Source organism: Vibrio aestuarianus, from assembly GCF_028858425.1.
Classification (GTDB): Bacteria; Pseudomonadota; Gammaproteobacteria; order Enterobacterales; family Vibrionaceae; genus Vibrio; species Vibrio aestuarianus.
In genome coordinates this window covers 2,857,649-2,875,992 of the sequence record NZ_JAKNYQ010000001.1, presented here as the reverse complement: position 1 = coordinate 2,875,992, position 18,344 = coordinate 2,857,649, and the positions used below count along the sequence as shown (strand labels likewise).

The following is an 18,344-nucleotide window of genomic DNA, read 5'->3' as shown; positions in this document are numbered from 1 at the left end:
TAGCCTAGTTGCAAGATAATACAGAGATTACTCAAGGAGCAAAGAATGCTAATTTTGACTCGCCGCGTTGGCGAAACACTAATGATCGGTGATGAAGTGACAGTAACAGTACTTGGTGTAAAAGGTAACCAAGTACGCATAGGTGTAAATGCCCCGAAAGAGGTTTCTGTTCACCGTGAAGAAATCTACATGCGCATTCAAGCTGAAAAAGGTAATGGTAACGTTGCACCTGGCAACTACTAATTATCAGATTAAGGCTAGCGAATTTCGTTAGCCTTTTTTATGCACCAAAGTCCTTAATATGGCGAGTAGCAATCGTAGTAAATGATTGGATATCCTAGCTTGTTAAAACACTTGATGACGGTGTTAGATTTTTGATTGTAGAATAACTACTTATCGAAAAACCCTGCCTTGTTCTCAAGCTTTTTTGTACGCTATTTCTGAGCACTTATTTACGTTGATTGATATAAAAAGTTCAAATTCACAGCGCTTTGATTAAATAGCCAACGTTTGACTTGTTTTTTGTTGTTTTTACCAAGAAAATGTTTGACATATTTTTGGTAAAAAGTAATATGTGCCTCCGCAAGACGGTGAGGTGGCCGAGAGGCCGAAGGCGCTCCCCTGCTAAGGGAGTATACGGTTTGTAGCCGTATCGAGGGTTCGAATCCCTCCCTCACCGCCATTCTTGCTTGTTTGGTTTTGCACCCAAATAAAGATCAATGTGCGTCCTTAGCTCAGCTGGATAGAGTACCTGGCTACGAACCAGGCGGTCGGAGGTTCGAATCCTCCAGGACGCGCCATATTCTTTCTTTAGATTGAATGTGAAAATGCGGTGAGGTGGCCGAGAGGCCGAAGGCGCTCCCCTGCTAAGGGAGTATACGGTTTGTAGCCGTATCGAGGGTTCGAATCCCTCCCTCACCGCCATTTATTGACCTTCGGTCAATTTTTTTGTTCCGAAATAAATAATTTGTGATATAGTTCACAAACTTACGCGTCCTTAGCTCAGCTGGATAGAGTACCTGGCTACGAACCAGGCGGTCGGAGGTTCGAATCCTCCAGGACGCGCCACTTATTAAGGGTCAATGATCCTAACATTGAAGGTTATTTATAATTACTCAGTGTTGAAACCTTGTGCGTCCTTAGCTCAGCTGGATAGAGTACCTGGCTACGAACCAGGCGGTCGGAGGTTCGAATCCTCCAGGACGCGCCACTTATTAAGGGTCAATGATCCTAACATTGAAGGTTATTTATATAATTACTCAGTGTTGAAACCTTGCGCGTCCTTAGCTCAGCTGGATAGAGTACCTGGCTACGAACCAGGCGGTCGGAGGTTCGAATCCTCCAGGACGCGCCACTTTTAAGGGTCAATGATCCTAACATTGAAGGTTATTTATAATTACTCAGTGTTGAAACCTTGCGCGTCCTTAGCTCAGCTGGATAGAGTACCTGGCTACGAACCAGGCGGTCGGAGGTTCGAATCCTCCAGGACGCGCCACTTATTAAGGGTCAATGATCCTAACATTGAAGGTTATTTATAATTACTCAGTGTTGAAACCTTGTGCGTCCTTAGCTCAGCTGGATAGAGTACCTGGCTACGAACCAGGCGGTCGGAGGTTCGAATCCTCCAGGACGCGCCATCAATTGAAAGCCTCGCATCATGCGGGGCTTTTTTGTTTAAAAATTGTTGCCATTTTGTTAATTTGGTTTTTACAACTGATTGTTTTTCCTGATTAATTGGCAATGTTTTAACTTCCTCCCAGTATTAGCCCTCTTTTTTGATTAACGTAGCCATATTGGTTAGTTAAATGCTTGCCAAAATGCGAATAATTCAGAGTTTTGTTGTTTGTGTGACGCTTTATTCACCGTTTTTGTGTGTTATCTACAAGAGTTCCTTAAACAAAATTGACAATTATTAACCAATCGAGATAATCCTAGTCCGCTTGTCAGGATCGTATTTGCTGAAATCCTCGACAATTGTTGTCAGGATGACACAGAAAGGAAGCAACATGACTAATATTGGAAGCCTGTTAGTTGACGCAGCAACCCTTATGGTGACGGGGATGGCTGTTGTCTTTATTTTCCTAACAATTCTTGTTTATCTCGTTCGGTTAATGTCCAAACTGGTACCAGAAGAAGTACCACAGCCGATCGCAGCACCTACTCAGAACCGAAAGGTTCAATCAAACCCTTCAGCTGTTAGCCCTCAGGTAGTAGCGGCGATTTCCGCTGCGGTACATCAGTATCGTTCAGCTTCAGCCAAATAGTTTTTAAAGTATTAAAAGGAGTTAATGAGCATGTCTAAACCACTAGCGATTACCGATGTGGTCCTTCGTGATGCGCATCAGTCACTATTTGCCACTCGTATGCGTATCGAAGATATGCTGCCTATTGCGGCAGAGCTGGATAAAATTGGTTACTGGTCTTTAGAGACTTGGGGGGGCGCAACATTTGATGCTTGTATTCGTTATCTTGGGGAGGACCCATGGGAGCGTTTGCGAGCACTGAAAAAAGCGATGCCAAATACACCCATGCAAATGCTATTGCGCGGACAAAACCTGCTAGGTTACCGCCACTATGCAGATGATGTTGTCGAGAAATTTGTTGAACGTGCCCATGCCAATGGTATGGACGTATTTCGTATTTTTGATGCGATGAATGATGTTCGTAACTTCGAGAAAGCGGTTAAGGCAACCATCGATGTTGGTGCTCATGCGCAAGGAACCTTATCCTACACGACGAGCCCTGTTCACAATGCTGATACTTGGGTTGATCTCGCTAAGCGTTTGGAAGACCTTGGTTGCCATTCTTTGTGTATCAAAGATATGTCTGGTTTGCTTAAGCCTTATGAAGCAGAAGAGCTCATTACTCGAATTAAAGCCTCTTGTCATGTGCCATTAGCGTTGCACAGCCATGCGACAACTGGCCTGTCTGCGGCTACGGCTGTCAAAGCTGTTGAGGCGGGCATTGATATTCTCGACACCGCTATCTCTTCAATGAGCCAAACCTATGGTCATACCCCAACAGAAACCGTGATAGCGATGCTAGAGGGTACTGAGCGTGATACCGGCCTTAGCTTGACTCAACTTGAACCGATCGCAACTTATTTCCGCGAAGTACGTAAAAAATACGCAAAGTGGGAAGGTCAATTAAAGGGTGTCGACTCACGTATCCTTATCGCTCAGGTTCCTGGTGGTATGCTAACCAACATGGAAGGTCAACTTAAAGAGCAAGGAGCTGCTGCTCGCCTTGATGAGGTGTTGGAAGAAATTCCACGCGTACGTAAAGATTTAGGATTTATCCCATTGGTTACACCGACTTCTCAAATTGTCGGTACTCAAGCGGTTATCAACGTGCTCACTGGCGAGCGTTATAAAAGTATCACTAAAGAAACAGCAGGTGTGCTAAAAGGTGAATATGGCGCAACGCCAGCAGAAGTAAATAAAGCGCTGCAAGAAAAAGTGCTTGGTAACCTTGCACCTATCACTTGTCGTCCTGCTGACTTACTTGATGCTGAAATGGATCTATTAACCACAGAACTTCTAGAAAAAGCGAAAGTGGAAGGTATCTCTTTAGCTGAAGATACAGTGGATGATGTGCTGACTTATGCCCTGTTTCCTCAAGTGGGCCTGAAGTTCCTGAAAAATCGTCATAACCCAGATGCTTTTGAACCTGCGCCAACATTAGAGTCTGCTCAACCAGCACCGGTTGCGGCTGTTACTGCTTGTGGTGGTATTGAATCCTACAGCGTGAAAGTGGATGGACAAGTCTACGATGTTGAAGTCGGTCCTCAAGGGCAGTTAACTTCAGTGACGCCTTCTCAAAACCAGCAGCCGCAAACAGCACCAGCTGCTGCATCTTCTAGTGATGCAGAAGCCGTACCTTCTCCATTAGCGGGTAATATTTTCAAGGTTAATGTGCAGGCGGGCTCTGAAGTGCTTGAAGGAGATGTATTGGTTATTCTTGAAGCGATGAAGATGGAAACTGAAATTCGCGCTGCTCGTGGTGGTGTGGTGCAGGATCTTCATGTTAAAGAAGGCGATGCAGTCACTGTTGGCGCACCACTACTAAGCTTAGCGTAAGGGAGTACCATGGAAGGACTACTGATCTTATGGTCTGAAACGGGCATTGCTAACTTTCAGTTAGGCCAGTTGTGCATGATTGCCGTCGGTTGTTTGCTGTTGTTTTTGGCTATCCGCAAGGGGTTTGAGCCTTTGTTACTGTTGCCGATTGGTTTTGGTGCAATATTAGCGAATATTCCTAATGCAGGTTTTACCGAGCCGGGTGGGCTGCTTTATTACGTTTATCACGTAGGTATTGAGACCGGGGTCTTCCCGTTACTCATATTTATGGGAGTAGGCGCAATGACAGACTTCGGAGCATTAATTGCTAACCCGAAAACCTTATGGTTAGGGGCGGCGGCTCAGTTTGGTATCTTTGCTACCTTGTTTGGGGCGATCATGCTGAACTATATTCCGGGGATGGAATTTAGCATGGCAGACGCCTCCTCCATTGCAATTATCGGTGGGGCAGATGGTCCAACGGCTATCTTCTTGGCCAGTCGATTGTCCCCCGATCTATTAGGTGCCATTGCGGTTGCTGCATATAGCTACATGGCGTTAGTGCCGATTATTCAGCCACCAATAATGAAAGCTTTGACGACGCCAGAAGAGCGTAAAATTAAGATGGCTCAGCTTCGTCATGTTGGAAAGGCAGAGAAAATTCTCTTTCCGATGGCCGTACTAATGATGACAGTTCTCTTTTTGCCTTCTGCGACACCTTTGGTGGGGATGTTCTGTTTGGGTAACTTGATGCGTGAGGCGGGCGTAGTTGATCGCCTTTCTAAAACCGCGCAAAACGAGTTGATCAACATTGTAACGATCTTCCTAGGGCTTGGTGTTGGCTCCAAATTGCAAGCGGATAAATTTCTTAACCTAGAGACATTAGGAATTTTGGCACTCGGTGCGGCGGCATTCAGTATTGGTACTGCAGGCGGTGTGTTGATGGCTAAACTATTGAATCGATACTCTAAAGAGGATATTAACCCATTAATTGGTGCGGCTGGGGTATCGGCTGTGCCAATGGCCGCTCGAGTCGTCAATAAAGTTGGTCTTGAGGCGAATCCTCAAAACTTCCTACTAATGCATGCAATGGGACCAAACGTAGCAGGAGTGCTTGGTTCGGCAGTCGCTGCGGGCGTTTTGCTTGCTCTTGTGGGGTAATTATTGAAAGTGTGGATGGTTATTTTGCGAGCTAAAAAGTAACCAGAAACAATAAAATGGTATATATTCAAAGGGATGCTGAGGCATCCCTTTTTTTATCAATAGGGAAGTTTGAAATGAAAAATAAACAGATCGCAATTACTGAGTTTGGTGGACCTGATGTTCTCGCTATTCAGACCAATGACCTGCCTCACCCCAAAGCTGGAGAAGTTCTGGTTAAAGTTGCCTTTTCAGGTGTCAATCCTATTGATGTTAAAACTCGGGCGGGCCTTGGTTGGGCTGCCGCACAAAATAAAGATAATCTGCCTTGGGTTCCTGGGTATGATATTGCTGGTTGCATTATCCAAGTAGGTGAGCAAAGCCAACGCTTTCAGGTGGGGGATAATGTTGCAGGCTTTGTTGGTTTTCCACTCCGTGGTGGTGGTTATAGCCAATATATTTGTGTAGCGGAAACCGAGCTGAGTTTAGTACCTGACGCTGTTACTTTAGAGGCTGCAGCGGTGTTGCCGTTATCTGGGCAGACTGCGGCGCAAGCCTTAAATAAAGCTCAAGTTAAAGAAGGCGATAGGGTGCTTATCTTAGCCGGTGCTGGTGGGGTTGGTCATCTCGCGGTACAAATTGCATTAGCTGCAAAAGCGGAAGTTTATACCACTTGCAGCGAGTCTAATCTCGACTATTTGGCGACATTAGGTGCCCATGCCATCAATTATAATTTTGCACCAGTTTCTCAGCGTTTAGAAGAAGTGGATGTATTGATTGATTTAGTCGGCGGTGATGCCGCTTTGGATGCACTGAAGTGCTTAAAAGATGAAGCGCGTGTGGTTACGGTGCCGACTTTAAGCGCCGAGTTGATTTGTGAAAAAGCCAAATTATTGGGTTTTGAAGCAACTGGAATGCTCGTTGACCCTAATCCAGAGCAGCTAGACACTATGCTATATATGGTTAGTGTTGGCCTACTCAAAACTGAAATTCAACATATTTATCCACTAGATGAGGCGGTGGCTGCTCATCAACAAATCGAGACTGGTCATACACGAGGCAAGGTGCTACTTGATATGCAATGCTAGAGTTTTTTAACTCATGGTTTGAACAGATTGCTCTATGGTTTTCTGACTCAGCGCTTTGGGTCATGTTCATTGGTGGCTTTTTAAGTGCCACGTTATTGCCCGGTGGTTCTGAGGCTGGCCTTATTGCAACGCTAAGCCTCAATCAATTCTCTCCTTTTGTGGTTATTTCTGTGGCGACATTGGGAAATACCTTAGGCGGTTTAACCAATTATTGGCTTGGATTTTGGCTACCCAATCGAACTGATAGCGAGAAACATGGTCATAAAGCTTTAGCTTGGCTGAATAAGCACGGTTATTGGGCTTTATTACTCAGTTGGTTACCGATTATTGGTGACCCTATTTGTCTTGCTGCCGGTTGGTTACGAATGCGATTTTTCCCCACACTGATGATGATTTTGATTGGTAAGGCTCTTCGTTATACCCTGCTGACCGCAATTTATTATGGTTTTTTCTAAGGAGATGTTATGAGAAAAATTTGGCTGGGTGCCTTTTCTCTTATCGCCGTTTATGGCTGTACTTCCACGACTGCACCCGTATCTTTTTTTTCATCAATACCTGAAGGGGTTACTTTGGTTGAGCAAGTCGATGCGCAACCTGGAAAGGTGATGATCCCTTACTCAAAATATCGTCTCGATAATGGCTTAACAGTGGTGCTCTCACCAGATCATTCCGATCCTTTAGTGCATGTCGATGTGACTTATCACGTGGGTTCTGCCCGTGAAGAAGTCGGTAAATCGGGTTTTGCGCACTTCTTTGAGCACATGATGTTCCAAGGATCAGAGCATGTCGGTGACCAAGAACATTTCCGAATTGTCACTGAAGCTGGAGGAACCTTAAACGGCTCAACCAACCGTGACCGAACGAATTACTATGAAACTGTGCCTGCCAATCAACTTGAGAAAATGTTGTGGTTAGAGTCCGATCGAATGGGTTTTTTGCTTGATGCAGTTTCGCAGCGTAAGTTTGAAATTCAGCGCGATACGGTAAAAAATGAACGCGCGCAGAATTATGACAACCGTCCTTATGGGTTGATGTGGGAAAAAATCGGTGAGGCAATGTACCCTGAAGGTCATCCATATTCATGGCAGACCATAGGTTATGTCGAGGATCTTGATCGAGTCGATGTTAATGATCTTAAAGCCTTTTTCCTTCGTTGGTATGGGCCAAATAACGCGGTGTTAACCATCGGTGGCGATATCGATGTTGACCAAACATTAGAGTGGATAAATAAATACTTTGGTTCAATTCCAAAGGGGCCAGATGTAGAAAATGCGCCTAAACAACCGGTAACTTTGTCGCAAGATCGTTTCATTACTTTAGAAGATCGCATTCAGCAACCGATGGTTGTTGTTGGTTGGCCGACCGAGTATCGCGGCTCTTCCAGCCAGCCTTCATTAGATGCATTGGCGAAAGTATTGGGCAGTGGTACCAATAGTGTTCTTTACCAAGATCTAGTGAAGAGCCAAAAAGCGGTGGATGCCGGAGCATTCCAAGAGTGCGCCGAATTGGCGTGTACATTTTATGTTTATGCGATGGCTCCATCGGGTGATAAAGCTCAACTCGCTTCTTTATATCAAGAGTTGATGCAAAGCCTCGACAAATTTAATCAACAAGGTGTTGAGCAAAGCCGTTTAGATCAAATAACCGGTATGGCGGAAGCCAATGCGGTGTTTGCACTGCAAAGTGTCGCTGGTAAAGTGACGCAATTGGCTTCCAATGAAACTTTCTATGGGCAGCCCGACCGCATTGAAGAGCAACTTGCCCAGCTCCACGCAGTATCACCACAATCTGTGCAAGCGGCTTATCAGAATTTCCTAGCCAGTAAAGCCAAAGTAACCTTGAGTGTTGTGCCTAAAAATCGCATTGATTTAGCGGTTCAAAAAGCGAATTTTACGACACCGAATAGAACCTTGCCTGAGCATCTGAAAATCAGTGATGACCAACTTGATTATCGTCAGGTTGAGGATGACTTTGATCGTTCAATCATGCCGCAAGTGGCGCAAGGCGTGAAAGCACAAATGCCACCGTTGTATGAGCTCTATTTTGACAATGGCACTGAGTTACTTGGAACGGAGACTAGTGAAACACCAACAGTGTTGATTGCTATCAACTTACCGGCAGGTGAGCGACATGTTGCTCGTGGCAAAGAGGGATTAGCTAATTTAACCGCAGCACTATTAGAAGAAGGGTCAACTAAGCGGTCGGTGGAAACCATTCAAGCTCAGTTAGATCAACTTGGTTCAACCATCAGTGTTAATGCGAATGAATATTCAACGAGTATCGTGATTTCGAGCTTGAAGAAAAACGTACCAGCGACATTGGATGTGGTTGAAGAAGTATTATTCCATCCGGCTTTTAAAGAGAGTGATTTTGAACGTCTAAAGAAACAGATGCTTGAAGGTTTGGTTTATCAACATCAAAAACCAAGTTGGTTGGCGTCACAAGCCACTCGCCAAGTGCTATTTGGTCAATCGATTTTTGCGCGCTCAAGTGAAGGTACGCAGCAGTCTTTATCTGACCTGACATTGGCGGATGTTAAACGCTTTTACGCAAAGCATTACACACCACATGGTGCGCAGATTGTTGTTGTGGGTGATATCACCAAGCAAGAAGTGGCTAATGAACTTGTCTTTTTTAAACAATGGCGTGGTGAGGCGTCACCATTACTTCGACCTCAGATCGTCACTCCACTTGAAACACAAAAAATCTATTTAGTGGATAAGCCCGATTCTCCGCAAAGCGTGGTTCGTTTTGTTCGTAAAGGTTTACCTTTTGATGCAACGGATGAGTTATTTCTTAGTCAACTTGCTAACTTTAATTTAGCGGGTAACTTCAATAGCAGAATTAATCAGAACCTGCGTGAAGATAAAGGCTATACCTATGGCGCTAGCGGCCATTTTGCAAGTAACCGTGAGGTGGGTTTAATCGTTTTTAATGCTCAGGTGAGAGCGAATGCAACCATTGCGTCGATTATTGAAATGCAAAAAGAGATGCAAAAATTCAGTCAAAGTGGATTAACTGATCAAGAAATGAAATTTATGCGCCTTGCGGTCGGTCAACAAGATGCACTAACTTATGAAACACCAGCCCAAAAAGCACAACTGTTGAGCAGTATACTGACCTACAGTTTAGATGATGACTATTTACAACAGCGCAACGAGTTGGTCGAAAGCGTTAAAAAATCAACGCTCAATCAATTAGCAGCGAAATGGTTCTCACCTACGGATTATCAAATAATTGTGGTTGGCGATGCGAAAACGCTAAAGCCTCAATTAGAAAAGTTAGATATTCCCGTGGAAGAGCTTGAAATCATCCGTTAGAGTACACATAAATAGGAGGCAGATTTTTATTTGCCTCCATTCTAATCTCTCCATGAGTTAGAGCCACTTCCATTCGGATCATTACACATATAAGCGAATCATTATTTTGACTAATTTTGCCGCACGACTTGAACAAGTCACCAAGAACCCTGAAGTGTTTAAGCAGTTTGGCCGAGGCGTTGAACGTGAAACGTTGCGCTACACTCCGGAGGGATCCATCGCTCTGACTCCTCATCCTGAATCTCTCGGTTCTGCATTAACTAACCGTTGGATTACCACAGATTTTGCAGAGTCGTTGCTTGAATTTATTACCCCTGTTTCGAATGATGTTTCGACATTACTGGCCCAACTTTCGGATCTTCACCACTTTACTCAAACTAAGTTAGGTGATGAAAAGCTATGGCCATTGTCGATGCCTTGCTATGTCGGTAGTGAAGAGGATATTCAACTGGCACAATACGGTTCATCTAACTCAGGTAAGATGAAAACCTTGTACCGTGAAGGCTTAAAGCGTCGCTACGGTAGCTTGATGCAGATTATTTCAGGGGTACATTTTAATTTCTCTTTTCCAGAGTCATTTTGGGATGCATTGTACGGACAACAAGCTGAATCAGAACGTGAAGCGACGAAATCAGACGCTTATTTTGGTGTTATCCGCAATTACTATCGTTTTGGTTGGTTGATCCCGTATTTCTTCGGTGCTTCACCGGCACTGTGTTCATCATTCATTCGCGATCGTGAAACCAAACTACCCTTTGAAAATATAGGTAAAACCCTATATCTCCCTTATTCGACCTCACTACGTTTGAGTGACCTTGGCTATACAAACAGTGCACAAAGTGGTTTGAAAATTGGTTTTAATAGCCTTGAGCAATATCTAGAAGGTCTAAACCAAGCGATTCGAACACCTTCTAGCGAGTTTGCGAAACTGGGCGTGAAAGTCGGTTCTGAATATCGTCAATTAAACAGCAATGTATTGCAGATTGAAAACGAACTGTATGCGCCTATTCGTCCGAAGCGAGTGGCGAAGAGTGGCGAGAAACCATCGGAAGCGTTAGCGCGAGGTGGTGTTGAATATATTGAAGTTCGCTCGTTAGATGTAAATCCATTCAGCCCAATAGGTATTACGGAAGATCAAGTTCGTTTCTTAGATCTTTTCCTTACGTGGACGGCATTATCCGATTCAGATCCTATGGATAATTGTGAGCTTGCCTGCTGGCGAGACAATTGGAATAAAGTCATTTTAGAAGGGCGTAAACCAGGCTTGCAATTACAAATTGGTTGCCGTGGTGAAAAATTGACATTACAAGCATGGGCACATCGCGTGTTTGATGATCTCGTGAAGATCGCAGAGCTGATGGATTCGGCACAGAATGGAACGGCATACCAAGATGTATGTGCTAAGTTGAGAACGTGGATTGATGATCCGTCTTTGACATTTTCAGCGCAACTTCTTGAGCAAACAAAGCAGTTTGGTGGTCTTGGTAAGGTAGGGGCGGCATTAGGCAATGAGTATCGCCAAGCCAACTTAAACCATGACTATCATATTTATTCTGAAGCGATAATGGAACAAGAAGTTAAAGGGTCGCGTGCAGCGCAGCAAAACGTTGAGCAAAGTGACACTCAAAGCTTTGATGACTTTCTTGAAAGTTACTTTTCATATCTAAAGTAATATGAAAAAAGGACTTGTTGGCGTCGTCGTCGGGAGCGCTACTTTGCTTGCAGGCTGTGCCAGTGCTCCACCTCAGCAGCAACATAATTTGTGCGATATCTTTCGTGAAAAACCGAAATGGTATGAAGATGCGCTCGATATGCAAGAGAAATGGGGAACCCCGATTAATGTTGCGATGGCGATTGTGAAGCAAGAGAGTAGCTTTCGCCATAATGCTCGACCACCTAAAGATTATCTATTAGGTTTTATTCCATGGGGAAGAGTCAGCAGTGCCTACGGTTATGCTCAGGCTCAAGATCCTGCATGGGCGGATTTTCAAAAAGCGACGAATAATGGTGGTTCTCGTACTAATTTTGATGATTCATTGATGTTTATTGGTTGGTACACGACGGAAACTCAACGGACTCTAGGAATTTCTAAGTGGGATCCATACAACCAGTATTTGGCTTATCATGAAGGGCGTGGTGGCTATAAACGCAAGAGTTACCAAGCCAAGCCGTCGCTGATAAAAGTTGCGCGAAAAGTTGAACAGCAAGCAAAAGATTACGGATGGCAGTTGAAACAATGCCGCCAGGAATTAGAAAACAATAGAAGCTGGTTTTTTTAATCAGCAAGGAGAAGGAAATGCCACTACTCGATAGTTTTACCGTTGATCATACACGAATGAATGCACCGGCTGTACGCGTGGCGAAAACCATGCAAACCCCTAAAGGGGATACGATCACCGTGTTTGATCTTCGTTTTACGGCACCGAATAAGGATATTCTTTCAGAGAAAGGTATTCATACTTTAGAGCACCTATACGCAGGTTTCATGCGTGCGCATTTGAATGGTCGTGATGTTGAGATTATCGATATTTCACCGATGGGCTGCCGTACTGGTTTTTACATGAGCTTGATTGGTACGCCAACAGAAGCACAGGTTGCGCAAGCGTGGTTGGCAGCGATGCAAGATGTACTTAAAGTCGAAAGCCAAGACAAAATACCAGAACTCAACGAATATCAATGTGGTACCGCATCCATGCACTCACTGATTGAAGCGAAAGAAATTGCTAATGCAATTATTGCTGCTGGTATTTCAGTGAATAAAAATGATGAGTTAGCATTGCCCGAATCAATGCTAAAAGAACTTAAAGTCGATTAATTTGCTTAGTTTTTTGAGCATGTAAAAAAGGGCTTAGTCGCAGACTAAGCCCTTTTTCTATTGACCAGTGATTGCTATCAATAATTGATGTTATACCAATCGTAGTAAATAACTGTTCATCCTAGCTGGTTAAAATGCTCGATAACTGCGTTAGAATTTTTGATTGTAGAATAACTACTTATCGAAAAATCCTGCCTTGTTCTCAAGCCTTTTTCCTGCGCTATTTCTGATCACTATTTACTGTGATTGGTATTATTTTTTGGCTTTACGTGGGAATACTTTGACCTGTTTTATGCGGTTTTCTTCGACATCCAATATCTCCATGGCATGACCGGATACTCGGACGCTAAGGTGGCTGCTAGGGATATCTTGTAGGTGTTCCAAGATTAAGCCATTGAGCGTTCTTGGACCATCGGTTGGCAGTTTCCACTTTAAGCCTTTGTTGATATCACGGATATTAGCACTGCCTTCTATTAAGAAACTGCCATCGCTTTGTGGTGTAATTTCATCGGCAAGGCTCGGTGCCATCGAGGTGGTAAATTCACCAACGATCTCTTCAAGAATATCTTCCAAAGTGATGAGGCCATTAATATCGCCATATTCATCAACAATCAAACCAATGCGCTCTTTATTACGTTGGAACTTAAGGAGCTGAACATTAAGTGGGGTTGATTCTGGAATAAAATAGACTTCATCGGCGGCGCGCAAAATCATTTCTTTCGTAAATTCGTTCTTTTCCATCATGATTCGGGACGCATCGCGCAGGCGTAGAATACCGACAACTTGGTCGATATTGTCACGGTACAATACGACACGTCCATGCGGTGAGTGAGTAAGCTGACGAATAATCGACTTCCAGTCATCGTTAATGTTAATACCAGTAATTTCATTACGAGGTACCATAATGTCATTGACGGTGACGTGCTCTAAATCAAGGATAGACAGCAGCATATCTTGGTGGCGACGAGGAATAAGCCCACCCGCTTCATTTACCACCGTGCGTAATTCTTCAGAGCTGAGGTGATCATCACCACCATGTGTTGCTTTTACGCCTAGCAAACGGATAAAGCCATTGGTGATAAAATTTATAAACATCACTAACGGTGAGAGTACCTTCATCAAAATCGTTAGTAGGACGCTGCTGGCATATGAGACGCGTTCAGGATACAGCGCAGCCAAAGTTTTTGGTGTGACTTCAGCAAAGACCAGTACAACTAATGTTAAAGCACCGGTGGCAATGGCGACACCTAAGTCGCCATACAAGCGCATACCAATAATAGTCGCAATTGCTGATGCTAAAATGTTGACTAGGTTGTTACCGATAAGGATTAAACCGATAAGGCGATCTGGACGATTAAGGAGCTTTTCTACACGCTTTGCTCCTTTATGGCCTGTATTGGCTAGGTGCTTTAAGCGGTAGCGGTTCAAGGACATCATGCCTGTTTCTGAACCTGAAAAATAACCCGAAATTACGATGAGACCCGCGAGTAGTGCAAACAAGATACCCGTTGAAATGTCGTCCAAAACGTATAGTTTCCTTATTAGAGTGTGTTTAATTAATGACCGAATAGGGTCTTGGTGTCAATTAAGAATTTATACCATCAGTATAAATTCATTAGTTTAAGATTATCTCTCTAACAAAACGGCTGCCAAAATAAGCCAGTGTTAGTAGGGTTGCTCCTGCAACTGCAAACCAGGTGACTTTTCTACCACGCCAACCTTTATGGTAGTGTCCCCACAGTAAGACCGAGTAAACAATCCAAGCGATGAAAGATAAAATACCTTTGTGAGCTTTACCTTGTGCGAACATATCTTGCACAAAGCCAAATCCGGTAATTAAGGTCCCGGTTAGTAATACATTACCGATTAAGATGATTTTAAACAGCTGCCGTTCGACCATTAACAGTGGTGGTAAGTTAGGGTTGATGGTCAGCATTTTCTTTTTCTTCAGTTTGTAATCAAGCCAAGCGAGTTGCACTGCATATAGTGCACCGATAGAAAGCGTTGAATAAGAAAATAGAGCCAGTGAAATATGCACCAACAATTTTGGGTTGTGTTCCAAATGTGTGATGAAAGTACTCGGTAAAAATGCAGCCGCACTTAAATTTATTGCAGCAAAGCTATAAACCACTGGCAGTAAAAACCATAAGCGAGTTTTGAGCATAGCAGCGCTCATCACTAAAGAGATGATAAAGCTAATCAATGATGCCACATTGAGCATACTTAAGTTTTGCCCACTGGTATCTAGTATTAAGTCACTTAATAACCATGCATGAAAAGCAAGCGCACATACGGCAGTAAGCAGCACGGTTTTTGTTCTAATACCGGTTTGATTTACCAAACCAGGAACAATGGTCGCGATGGATAAAAAATACAAAACAGCGGCAACTATTGCGATTAAGTTTTCCATACATCTCACAAAATGGTTTCTGAATTAATGAATTATACCTTGCATCACGATAATGGGCTATGACGGATCTTGATTGATTTGTTATATCGCTATCCCATTTTATATTACAGCCTTATGGATATTGCAGTGTGCAGGTTTTCGCCTCTATGGTTTTGCGCTCATTGAAAAGTCAATTTCCACCCCCCAATATTGAATATTAGGCATTCAAGTCACTCATCACGAGACTTCAATGGGTATGACTATTAGATTGGCTAAGGTATACTCACATTCATTAATCGCCGAATTAGCGAAGAGACAAAGATGTTTGAGAATTTAACGGATCGACTATCCAAATCGCTGAAAAATATCAGCGGTAAAGGCCGTCTAACAGAAGACAATATTAAAGAAACGTTGCGCGAAGTACGCATGGCGTTGCTTGAAGCTGACGTTGCACTACCAGTTGTGCGCGATTTCGTGGCGCGCGTTAAAGAAGGTGCGGTTGGTGTTGAAGTATCAAAGTCACTCACACCAGGCCAAGAATTCATAAAGATTGTTCAAGCTGAACTTGAAGCTGTGATGGGAGAATCGAATGAAGCTCTCAACCTAGCGGCTCAGCCACCAGCTGTTATTTTAATGGCGGGTTTACAAGGTGCAGGTAAAACAACCAGCGTTGCGAAGCTCTCTAAATTATTAAAAGAGCGTGATAAGAAGAAAGTACTGGTTGTATCTGCTGACGTTTATCGCCCTGCTGCGATTAAACAGTTAGAAACCTTAGCCTCTGAACTCGGTGTTGATTTCTTCCCTTCATCTGCTGATCAAAAGCCAATTGATATTGCTAATGCCGCTATTGATCATGCTAAGAAACAGTTTTTTGATGTACTGATCGTCGATACCGCAGGTCGCTTGGCGATTGATGAACAGATGATGGGGGAGATCAAAGAGCTTCATGCTGCTATTACCCCAGTAGAAACACTGTTTGTCGTTGACGCCATGACAGGTCAAGATGCTGCCAATACCGCGAAAGCGTTTGGTGATGCTCTACCATTAACCGGTGTGATTCTTACTAAAGTCGATGGTGACGCCCGTGGTGGTGCAGCGCTTTCTGTTCGTCATATTACTGGTAAACCGATTAAATTCTTGGGTGTCGGTGAGAAAACCGATGCACTTGAACCTTTCCACCCTGACCGTATTGCATCACGCATTTTGGGGATGGGGGATGTCCTTTCTCTGATTGAAGATTTGCAGCGCAATGTCGATCATGAAAAAGCAGAGAAGCTTGCGAAGAAATTCAAAGAGAAAAAAGGCTTTGATTTAGAAGACTTTCGTGAACAGCTTGGTCAAATGCAAAACATGGGCGGCATGATGGGCATGCTCGATAAACTTCCTGGCATGGCAAATCTTCCTGCTAATGTAAAAGATAACGTCGATGACAAAGCTTTCAAACAGATGGAAGCAATCATTAACTCAATGACGATGAAAGAGCGCCAACATCCGGACATGATCAAAGGTTCGCGCAAGAAACGGATTGCAGCGGGTTCTGGTACGCAGGTACAAGATGTCAATCGCTTGCTAAAACAGTTCACTCAAATGCAGAAAATGATGAAGAAAATGCAAAAGGGTGGCATGAAAGGCATGATGCGCAACATGCAAGGTATGATGGGCGGAATGGGTGGTATGGGCGGAGGCGGCTTCTTCGGTCGCTAATCTAACTAACTGCTACGCTTAAAATTTCTAAAGCGTGATATGAATCACTGCAAAAGCTAAACGCTTCTGCTGGTGAAAAAATAGCTAAACCCCTTGCAAAGCCTCGGAATAAGAGTAAAATTCCGAGGCTTTATTTTGGCACGAGACCCCAGACTGTTTTTCGTGAATAGTTATTGGGGTTAATTTTATTATTGAGAAAGCAAAGAGGACGACATGGTAACCATTCGTTTGGCACGTCACGGCGCTAAAAAGCGTCCATTTTATCAAATCGTAGTTGCGGATAGCCGTAACGCTGCAACTGGCCGTTTCATCGAGAAAGTAGGTTTCTTTAACCCTACTGCTACTGGTCAAGAAGAAGGTCTACGTGTAGATCTAGAGCGCGTTAACCACTGGGTTAGCCAAGGCGCATCTGTATCTGATCGCGTAGCTAAGCTAGTAAAAGACGCTCAAAAAGCGGCTTAATTCTTACTTTTATAGAAGAAAATTAGCTTATGTCGATGAAAGGTAAAGAAACAATGAGCAAAGAAAACGAAAAGATTGTTATGGGCAAGTTTGGTGCTACCTATGGCATTCGTGGCTGGCTCAAAGTTTTTTCCTACACAGACGAAGCTGAAAGCATTTTTGATTACAGCCCGTGGTTTATTAACCAAAAAGGGCAGTGGGTCGAGTACAAAGTAGAAAGCTGGAAGCGCCATAACAAGAGTATGGTGGTAAAGCTTGAAGGTTTAGATGTTCGCGAAAACGCACATCTACTCACCAACTTTGAAATTGCTGTTGATCCCGCATCATTACCTGAATTGTCAGAAGATGAGTTCTACTGGCGTGAATTGTTTGGTATGCAAGTTATTACCACTAAGGGCTATAACCTTGGTGAGGTCACTGACCTATTAGAAACTGGCTCCAACGATGTTTTGGTTGTGAAAGCGAATCTAAAAGATGCTTTTGGCCAAAAGGAACGGTTGATACCGTACCTTGAAGAGCAAGTGATCAAGAAAGTTGATCGCGAAGCTCAACGGATCGAAGTTGACTGGGATCCGGCATTCTAACTCTAAAATTTCAGAGCGAGAGAACACATGTGGGTTGGCGTAATTAGCCTATTTCCTGAAATGTTCCGTTCTGTTACTGATTTTGGAGTAACAGGTCAAGCGGTTAAAAAAGGTTTACTGTCTATTGAGACTTGGAATCCTCGTGATTTCACTCATGACAAGCATCGCACTGTCGATGATAGACCTTACGGTGGTGGTCCTGGAATGCTCATGATGGTTCAGCCTTTGCGCGATGCCATTCATGCAGCAAAACAAGCCGCACCGGGAAAGACGAAAGTCATTTATCTTTCTCCTCAAGGTCGAAAGCTCGACCAACAAGGAGTAGAGGAACTGGCAACTAATCAGAACTTAGTTCTTATTTGTGGCCGTTACGAAGGGATAGATGAGCGTGTCATCCAATCTGAAGTTGACGAAGAATGGTCAATTGGGGATTTTGTTATGACAGGTGGTGAACTGCCAGCCATGACGTTGATTGATTCCGTTTCTCGGTTTGTTCCGGGGGTACTAGGAGATTTCGCGTCCGCAGAAGAAGACTCTTTTGCGAATGGTCTGTTAGATTGTCCACACTACACGCGTCCTGAAGTATTAGATGGAATAGAAGTACCAGCGGTACTGAAATCCGGTAATCATAAGGATATTCGTCGCTGGCGACTTAAGCAGTCGTTGGGCCGAACTTGGCATAGAAGGCCAGAGCTCCTGGAAAACCTAGCTCTGACTGACGAACAGGAACAATTACTGGTTGAGTACATTAAAGAAGCTCAGACTCAGTAACCTATTTAATTTA

The 18,344-nt window shown here is 43.8% G+C and carries 16 protein-coding genes and 8 tRNA genes; 22 read left to right on the top strand and 2 right to left on the bottom strand.

Annotation, left to right across the window (positions count from 1 at the left end):
* Positions 1 to 45 precede the first annotated feature (45 nt).
* The 18 genes from csrA to luxS all read left to right on the top strand — a co-directional run bounded on the left by csrA (position 46) and on the right by luxS (position 12,421).
* Positions 46 to 243: a carbon storage regulator CsrA gene (gene csrA, locus MCT08_RS13070; protein WP_009847619.1), complete on the top strand. Its 198-nt coding sequence runs from the start codon at positions 46 to 48 to the stop codon at positions 241 to 243.
* 346 nt (positions 244 to 589) lie between these two features.
* Positions 590 to 682, top strand: a tRNA-Ser gene (locus tag MCT08_RS13065).
* Between the two features lie 41 nt (positions 683 to 723).
* Positions 724 to 800: transfer RNA gene (locus tag MCT08_RS13060), tRNA-Arg, on the top strand.
* Positions 801 to 831: 31 nt separating this feature from the next.
* Positions 832 to 924: transfer RNA gene (locus MCT08_RS13055), tRNA-Ser, on the top strand.
* A 67-nt stretch (positions 925 to 991) separates the two neighbouring features.
* Positions 992 to 1,068 (top strand) — tRNA-Arg (locus MCT08_RS13050).
* A 65-nt stretch (positions 1,069 to 1,133) separates the two neighbouring features.
* A tRNA-Arg gene (locus MCT08_RS13045) sits at positions 1,134 to 1,210 on the top strand.
* Between the two features lie 67 nt (positions 1,211 to 1,277).
* A tRNA-Arg gene (locus MCT08_RS13040) sits at positions 1,278 to 1,354 on the top strand.
* A gap of 64 nt (positions 1,355 to 1,418) precedes the next feature.
* Positions 1,419 to 1,495: transfer RNA gene (locus MCT08_RS13035), tRNA-Arg, on the top strand.
* A 65-nt stretch (positions 1,496 to 1,560) separates the two neighbouring features.
* Positions 1,561 to 1,637 (top strand) — tRNA-Arg (locus tag MCT08_RS13030).
* A 369-nt stretch (positions 1,638 to 2,006) separates the two neighbouring features.
* Positions 2,007 to 2,264, top strand: coding sequence for an oxaloacetate decarboxylase subunit gamma (locus tag MCT08_RS13025; protein WP_053311355.1), 258 nt, complete (start codon positions 2,007 to 2,009; stop codon positions 2,262 to 2,264).
* Between the two features lie 30 nt (positions 2,265 to 2,294).
* Complete coding sequence (gene oadA / locus MCT08_RS13020; protein ID WP_274678552.1) at positions 2,295 to 4,079, top strand: sodium-extruding oxaloacetate decarboxylase subunit alpha; 1,785 nt, start codon at positions 2,295 to 2,297, stop codon at positions 4,077 to 4,079.
* A 9-nt stretch (positions 4,080 to 4,088) separates the two neighbouring features.
* A complete protein-coding gene (locus MCT08_RS13015) occupies positions 4,089 to 5,219 on the top strand; it encodes a sodium ion-translocating decarboxylase subunit beta (protein WP_053311353.1) in 1,131 nt (376 codons plus the stop codon).
* Positions 5,220 to 5,335: 116 nt separating this feature from the next.
* The gene (locus MCT08_RS13010) at positions 5,336 to 6,286 is read left to right on the top strand and encodes an NADP-dependent oxidoreductase (protein WP_168523335.1); all 951 of its coding nucleotides are present in this window, start codon (positions 5,336 to 5,338) and stop codon (positions 6,284 to 6,286) included.
* The gene (locus MCT08_RS13005; RefSeq protein WP_053311351.1) at positions 6,280 to 6,741 is read left to right on the top strand and encodes a YqaA family protein; all 462 of its coding nucleotides are present in this window, start codon (positions 6,280 to 6,282) and stop codon (positions 6,739 to 6,741) included. Before MCT08_RS13010 ends, MCT08_RS13005 begins: the two co-directional genes overlap by 7 nt.
* Positions 6,742 to 6,750: 9 nt before the next feature.
* A complete protein-coding gene (locus tag MCT08_RS13000) occupies positions 6,751 to 9,606 on the top strand; it encodes a M16 family metallopeptidase (protein WP_274678550.1) in 2,856 nt (951 codons plus the stop codon).
* A 106-nt stretch (positions 9,607 to 9,712) separates the two neighbouring features.
* Positions 9,713 to 11,278 (top strand): glutamate--cysteine ligase, encoded by a 1,566-nt coding sequence (gene gshA, locus MCT08_RS12995; RefSeq protein WP_274678549.1) that lies wholly within the window; start codon positions 9,713 to 9,715, stop codon positions 11,276 to 11,278.
* Position 11,279: 1 nt separating this feature from the next.
* Complete coding sequence (locus tag MCT08_RS12990) at positions 11,280 to 11,885, top strand: transglycosylase SLT domain-containing protein (protein WP_171979599.1); 606 nt, start codon at positions 11,280 to 11,282, stop codon at positions 11,883 to 11,885.
* A gap of 17 nt (positions 11,886 to 11,902) precedes the next feature.
* Complete coding sequence (gene luxS / locus MCT08_RS12985) at positions 11,903 to 12,421, top strand: S-ribosylhomocysteine lyase (RefSeq protein ID WP_053311347.1); 519 nt, start codon at positions 11,903 to 11,905, stop codon at positions 12,419 to 12,421.
* A gap of 252 nt (positions 12,422 to 12,673) precedes the next feature.
* On the opposite strand, the gene MCT08_RS12980 is transcribed toward luxS, so the two are convergent.
* Together MCT08_RS12980 and MCT08_RS12975 are read right to left on the bottom strand one after the other, a co-directional pair.
* Positions 12,674 to 13,945, bottom strand: coding sequence for an HlyC/CorC family transporter (locus tag MCT08_RS12980; RefSeq protein WP_168523329.1), 1,272 nt, complete (start codon positions 13,943 to 13,945; stop codon positions 12,674 to 12,676).
* A 91-nt stretch (positions 13,946 to 14,036) separates the two neighbouring features.
* Positions 14,037 to 14,831: a cytochrome C assembly family protein gene (locus tag MCT08_RS12975; RefSeq protein ID WP_274678548.1), complete on the bottom strand. Its 795-nt coding sequence runs from the start codon at positions 14,829 to 14,831 to the stop codon at positions 14,037 to 14,039.
* Between the two features lie 300 nt (positions 14,832 to 15,131).
* Here MCT08_RS12975 and ffh point away from each other — a divergent pair, with 300 nt between their 5' ends.
* From ffh to trmD, 4 genes are all read left to right on the top strand, one after another.
* A complete protein-coding gene (ffh, locus tag MCT08_RS12970; protein WP_053311344.1) occupies positions 15,132 to 16,514 on the top strand; it encodes a signal recognition particle protein in 1,383 nt (460 codons plus the stop codon).
* A gap of 213 nt (positions 16,515 to 16,727) precedes the next feature.
* Positions 16,728 to 16,976, top strand: coding sequence for a 30S ribosomal protein S16 (gene rpsP, locus MCT08_RS12965; RefSeq protein WP_053311343.1), 249 nt, complete (start codon positions 16,728 to 16,730; stop codon positions 16,974 to 16,976).
* 29 nt (positions 16,977 to 17,005) lie between these two features.
* Positions 17,006 to 17,560, top strand: a complete 555-nt coding sequence (gene rimM, locus MCT08_RS12960) for a ribosome maturation factor RimM (protein WP_053311342.1) — start codon at positions 17,006 to 17,008, stop codon at positions 17,558 to 17,560.
* Between the two features lie 27 nt (positions 17,561 to 17,587).
* Complete coding sequence (gene trmD / locus MCT08_RS12955; RefSeq protein WP_053311341.1) at positions 17,588 to 18,331, top strand: tRNA (guanosine(37)-N1)-methyltransferase TrmD; 744 nt, start codon at positions 17,588 to 17,590, stop codon at positions 18,329 to 18,331.
* The last annotated feature ends 13 nt before the right edge of the window (positions 18,332 to 18,344 follow it).

Coding starts and splice junctions, on each gene's coding strand:
- MCT08_RS13010 (WP_168523335.1), top strand. CDS start 5,336: ATGAAAAATAAACAGATCGCAATTACTGAGTTTGGTGGACCTGATGTT.
- MCT08_RS12975 (WP_274678548.1), bottom strand. CDS start 14,831: ATGGAAAACTTAATCGCAATAGTTGCCGCTGTTTTGTATTTTTTATCC.
- MCT08_RS12990 (WP_171979599.1), top strand. CDS start 11,280: ATGAAAAAAGGACTTGTTGGCGTCGTCGTCGGGAGCGCTACTTTGCTT.
- rpsP (WP_053311343.1), top strand. CDS start 16,728: ATGGTAACCATTCGTTTGGCACGTCACGGCGCTAAAAAGCGTCCATTT.
- ffh (WP_053311344.1), top strand. CDS start 15,132: ATGTTTGAGAATTTAACGGATCGACTATCCAAATCGCTGAAAAATATC.
- MCT08_RS13015 (WP_053311353.1), top strand. CDS start 4,089: ATGGAAGGACTACTGATCTTATGGTCTGAAACGGGCATTGCTAACTTT.
- MCT08_RS13025 (WP_053311355.1), top strand. CDS start 2,007: ATGACTAATATTGGAAGCCTGTTAGTTGACGCAGCAACCCTTATGGTG.
- csrA (WP_009847619.1), top strand. CDS start 46: ATGCTAATTTTGACTCGCCGCGTTGGCGAAACACTAATGATCGGTGAT.
- MCT08_RS13000 (WP_274678550.1), top strand. CDS start 6,751: ATGAGAAAAATTTGGCTGGGTGCCTTTTCTCTTATCGCCGTTTATGGC.
- oadA (WP_274678552.1), top strand. CDS start 2,295: ATGTCTAAACCACTAGCGATTACCGATGTGGTCCTTCGTGATGCGCAT.
- MCT08_RS13005 (WP_053311351.1), top strand. CDS start 6,280: ATGCTAGAGTTTTTTAACTCATGGTTTGAACAGATTGCTCTATGGTTT.
- trmD (WP_053311341.1), top strand. CDS start 17,588: ATGTGGGTTGGCGTAATTAGCCTATTTCCTGAAATGTTCCGTTCTGTT.
- rimM (WP_053311342.1), top strand. CDS start 17,006: ATGTCGATGAAAGGTAAAGAAACAATGAGCAAAGAAAACGAAAAGATT.
- luxS (WP_053311347.1), top strand. CDS start 11,903: ATGCCACTACTCGATAGTTTTACCGTTGATCATACACGAATGAATGCA.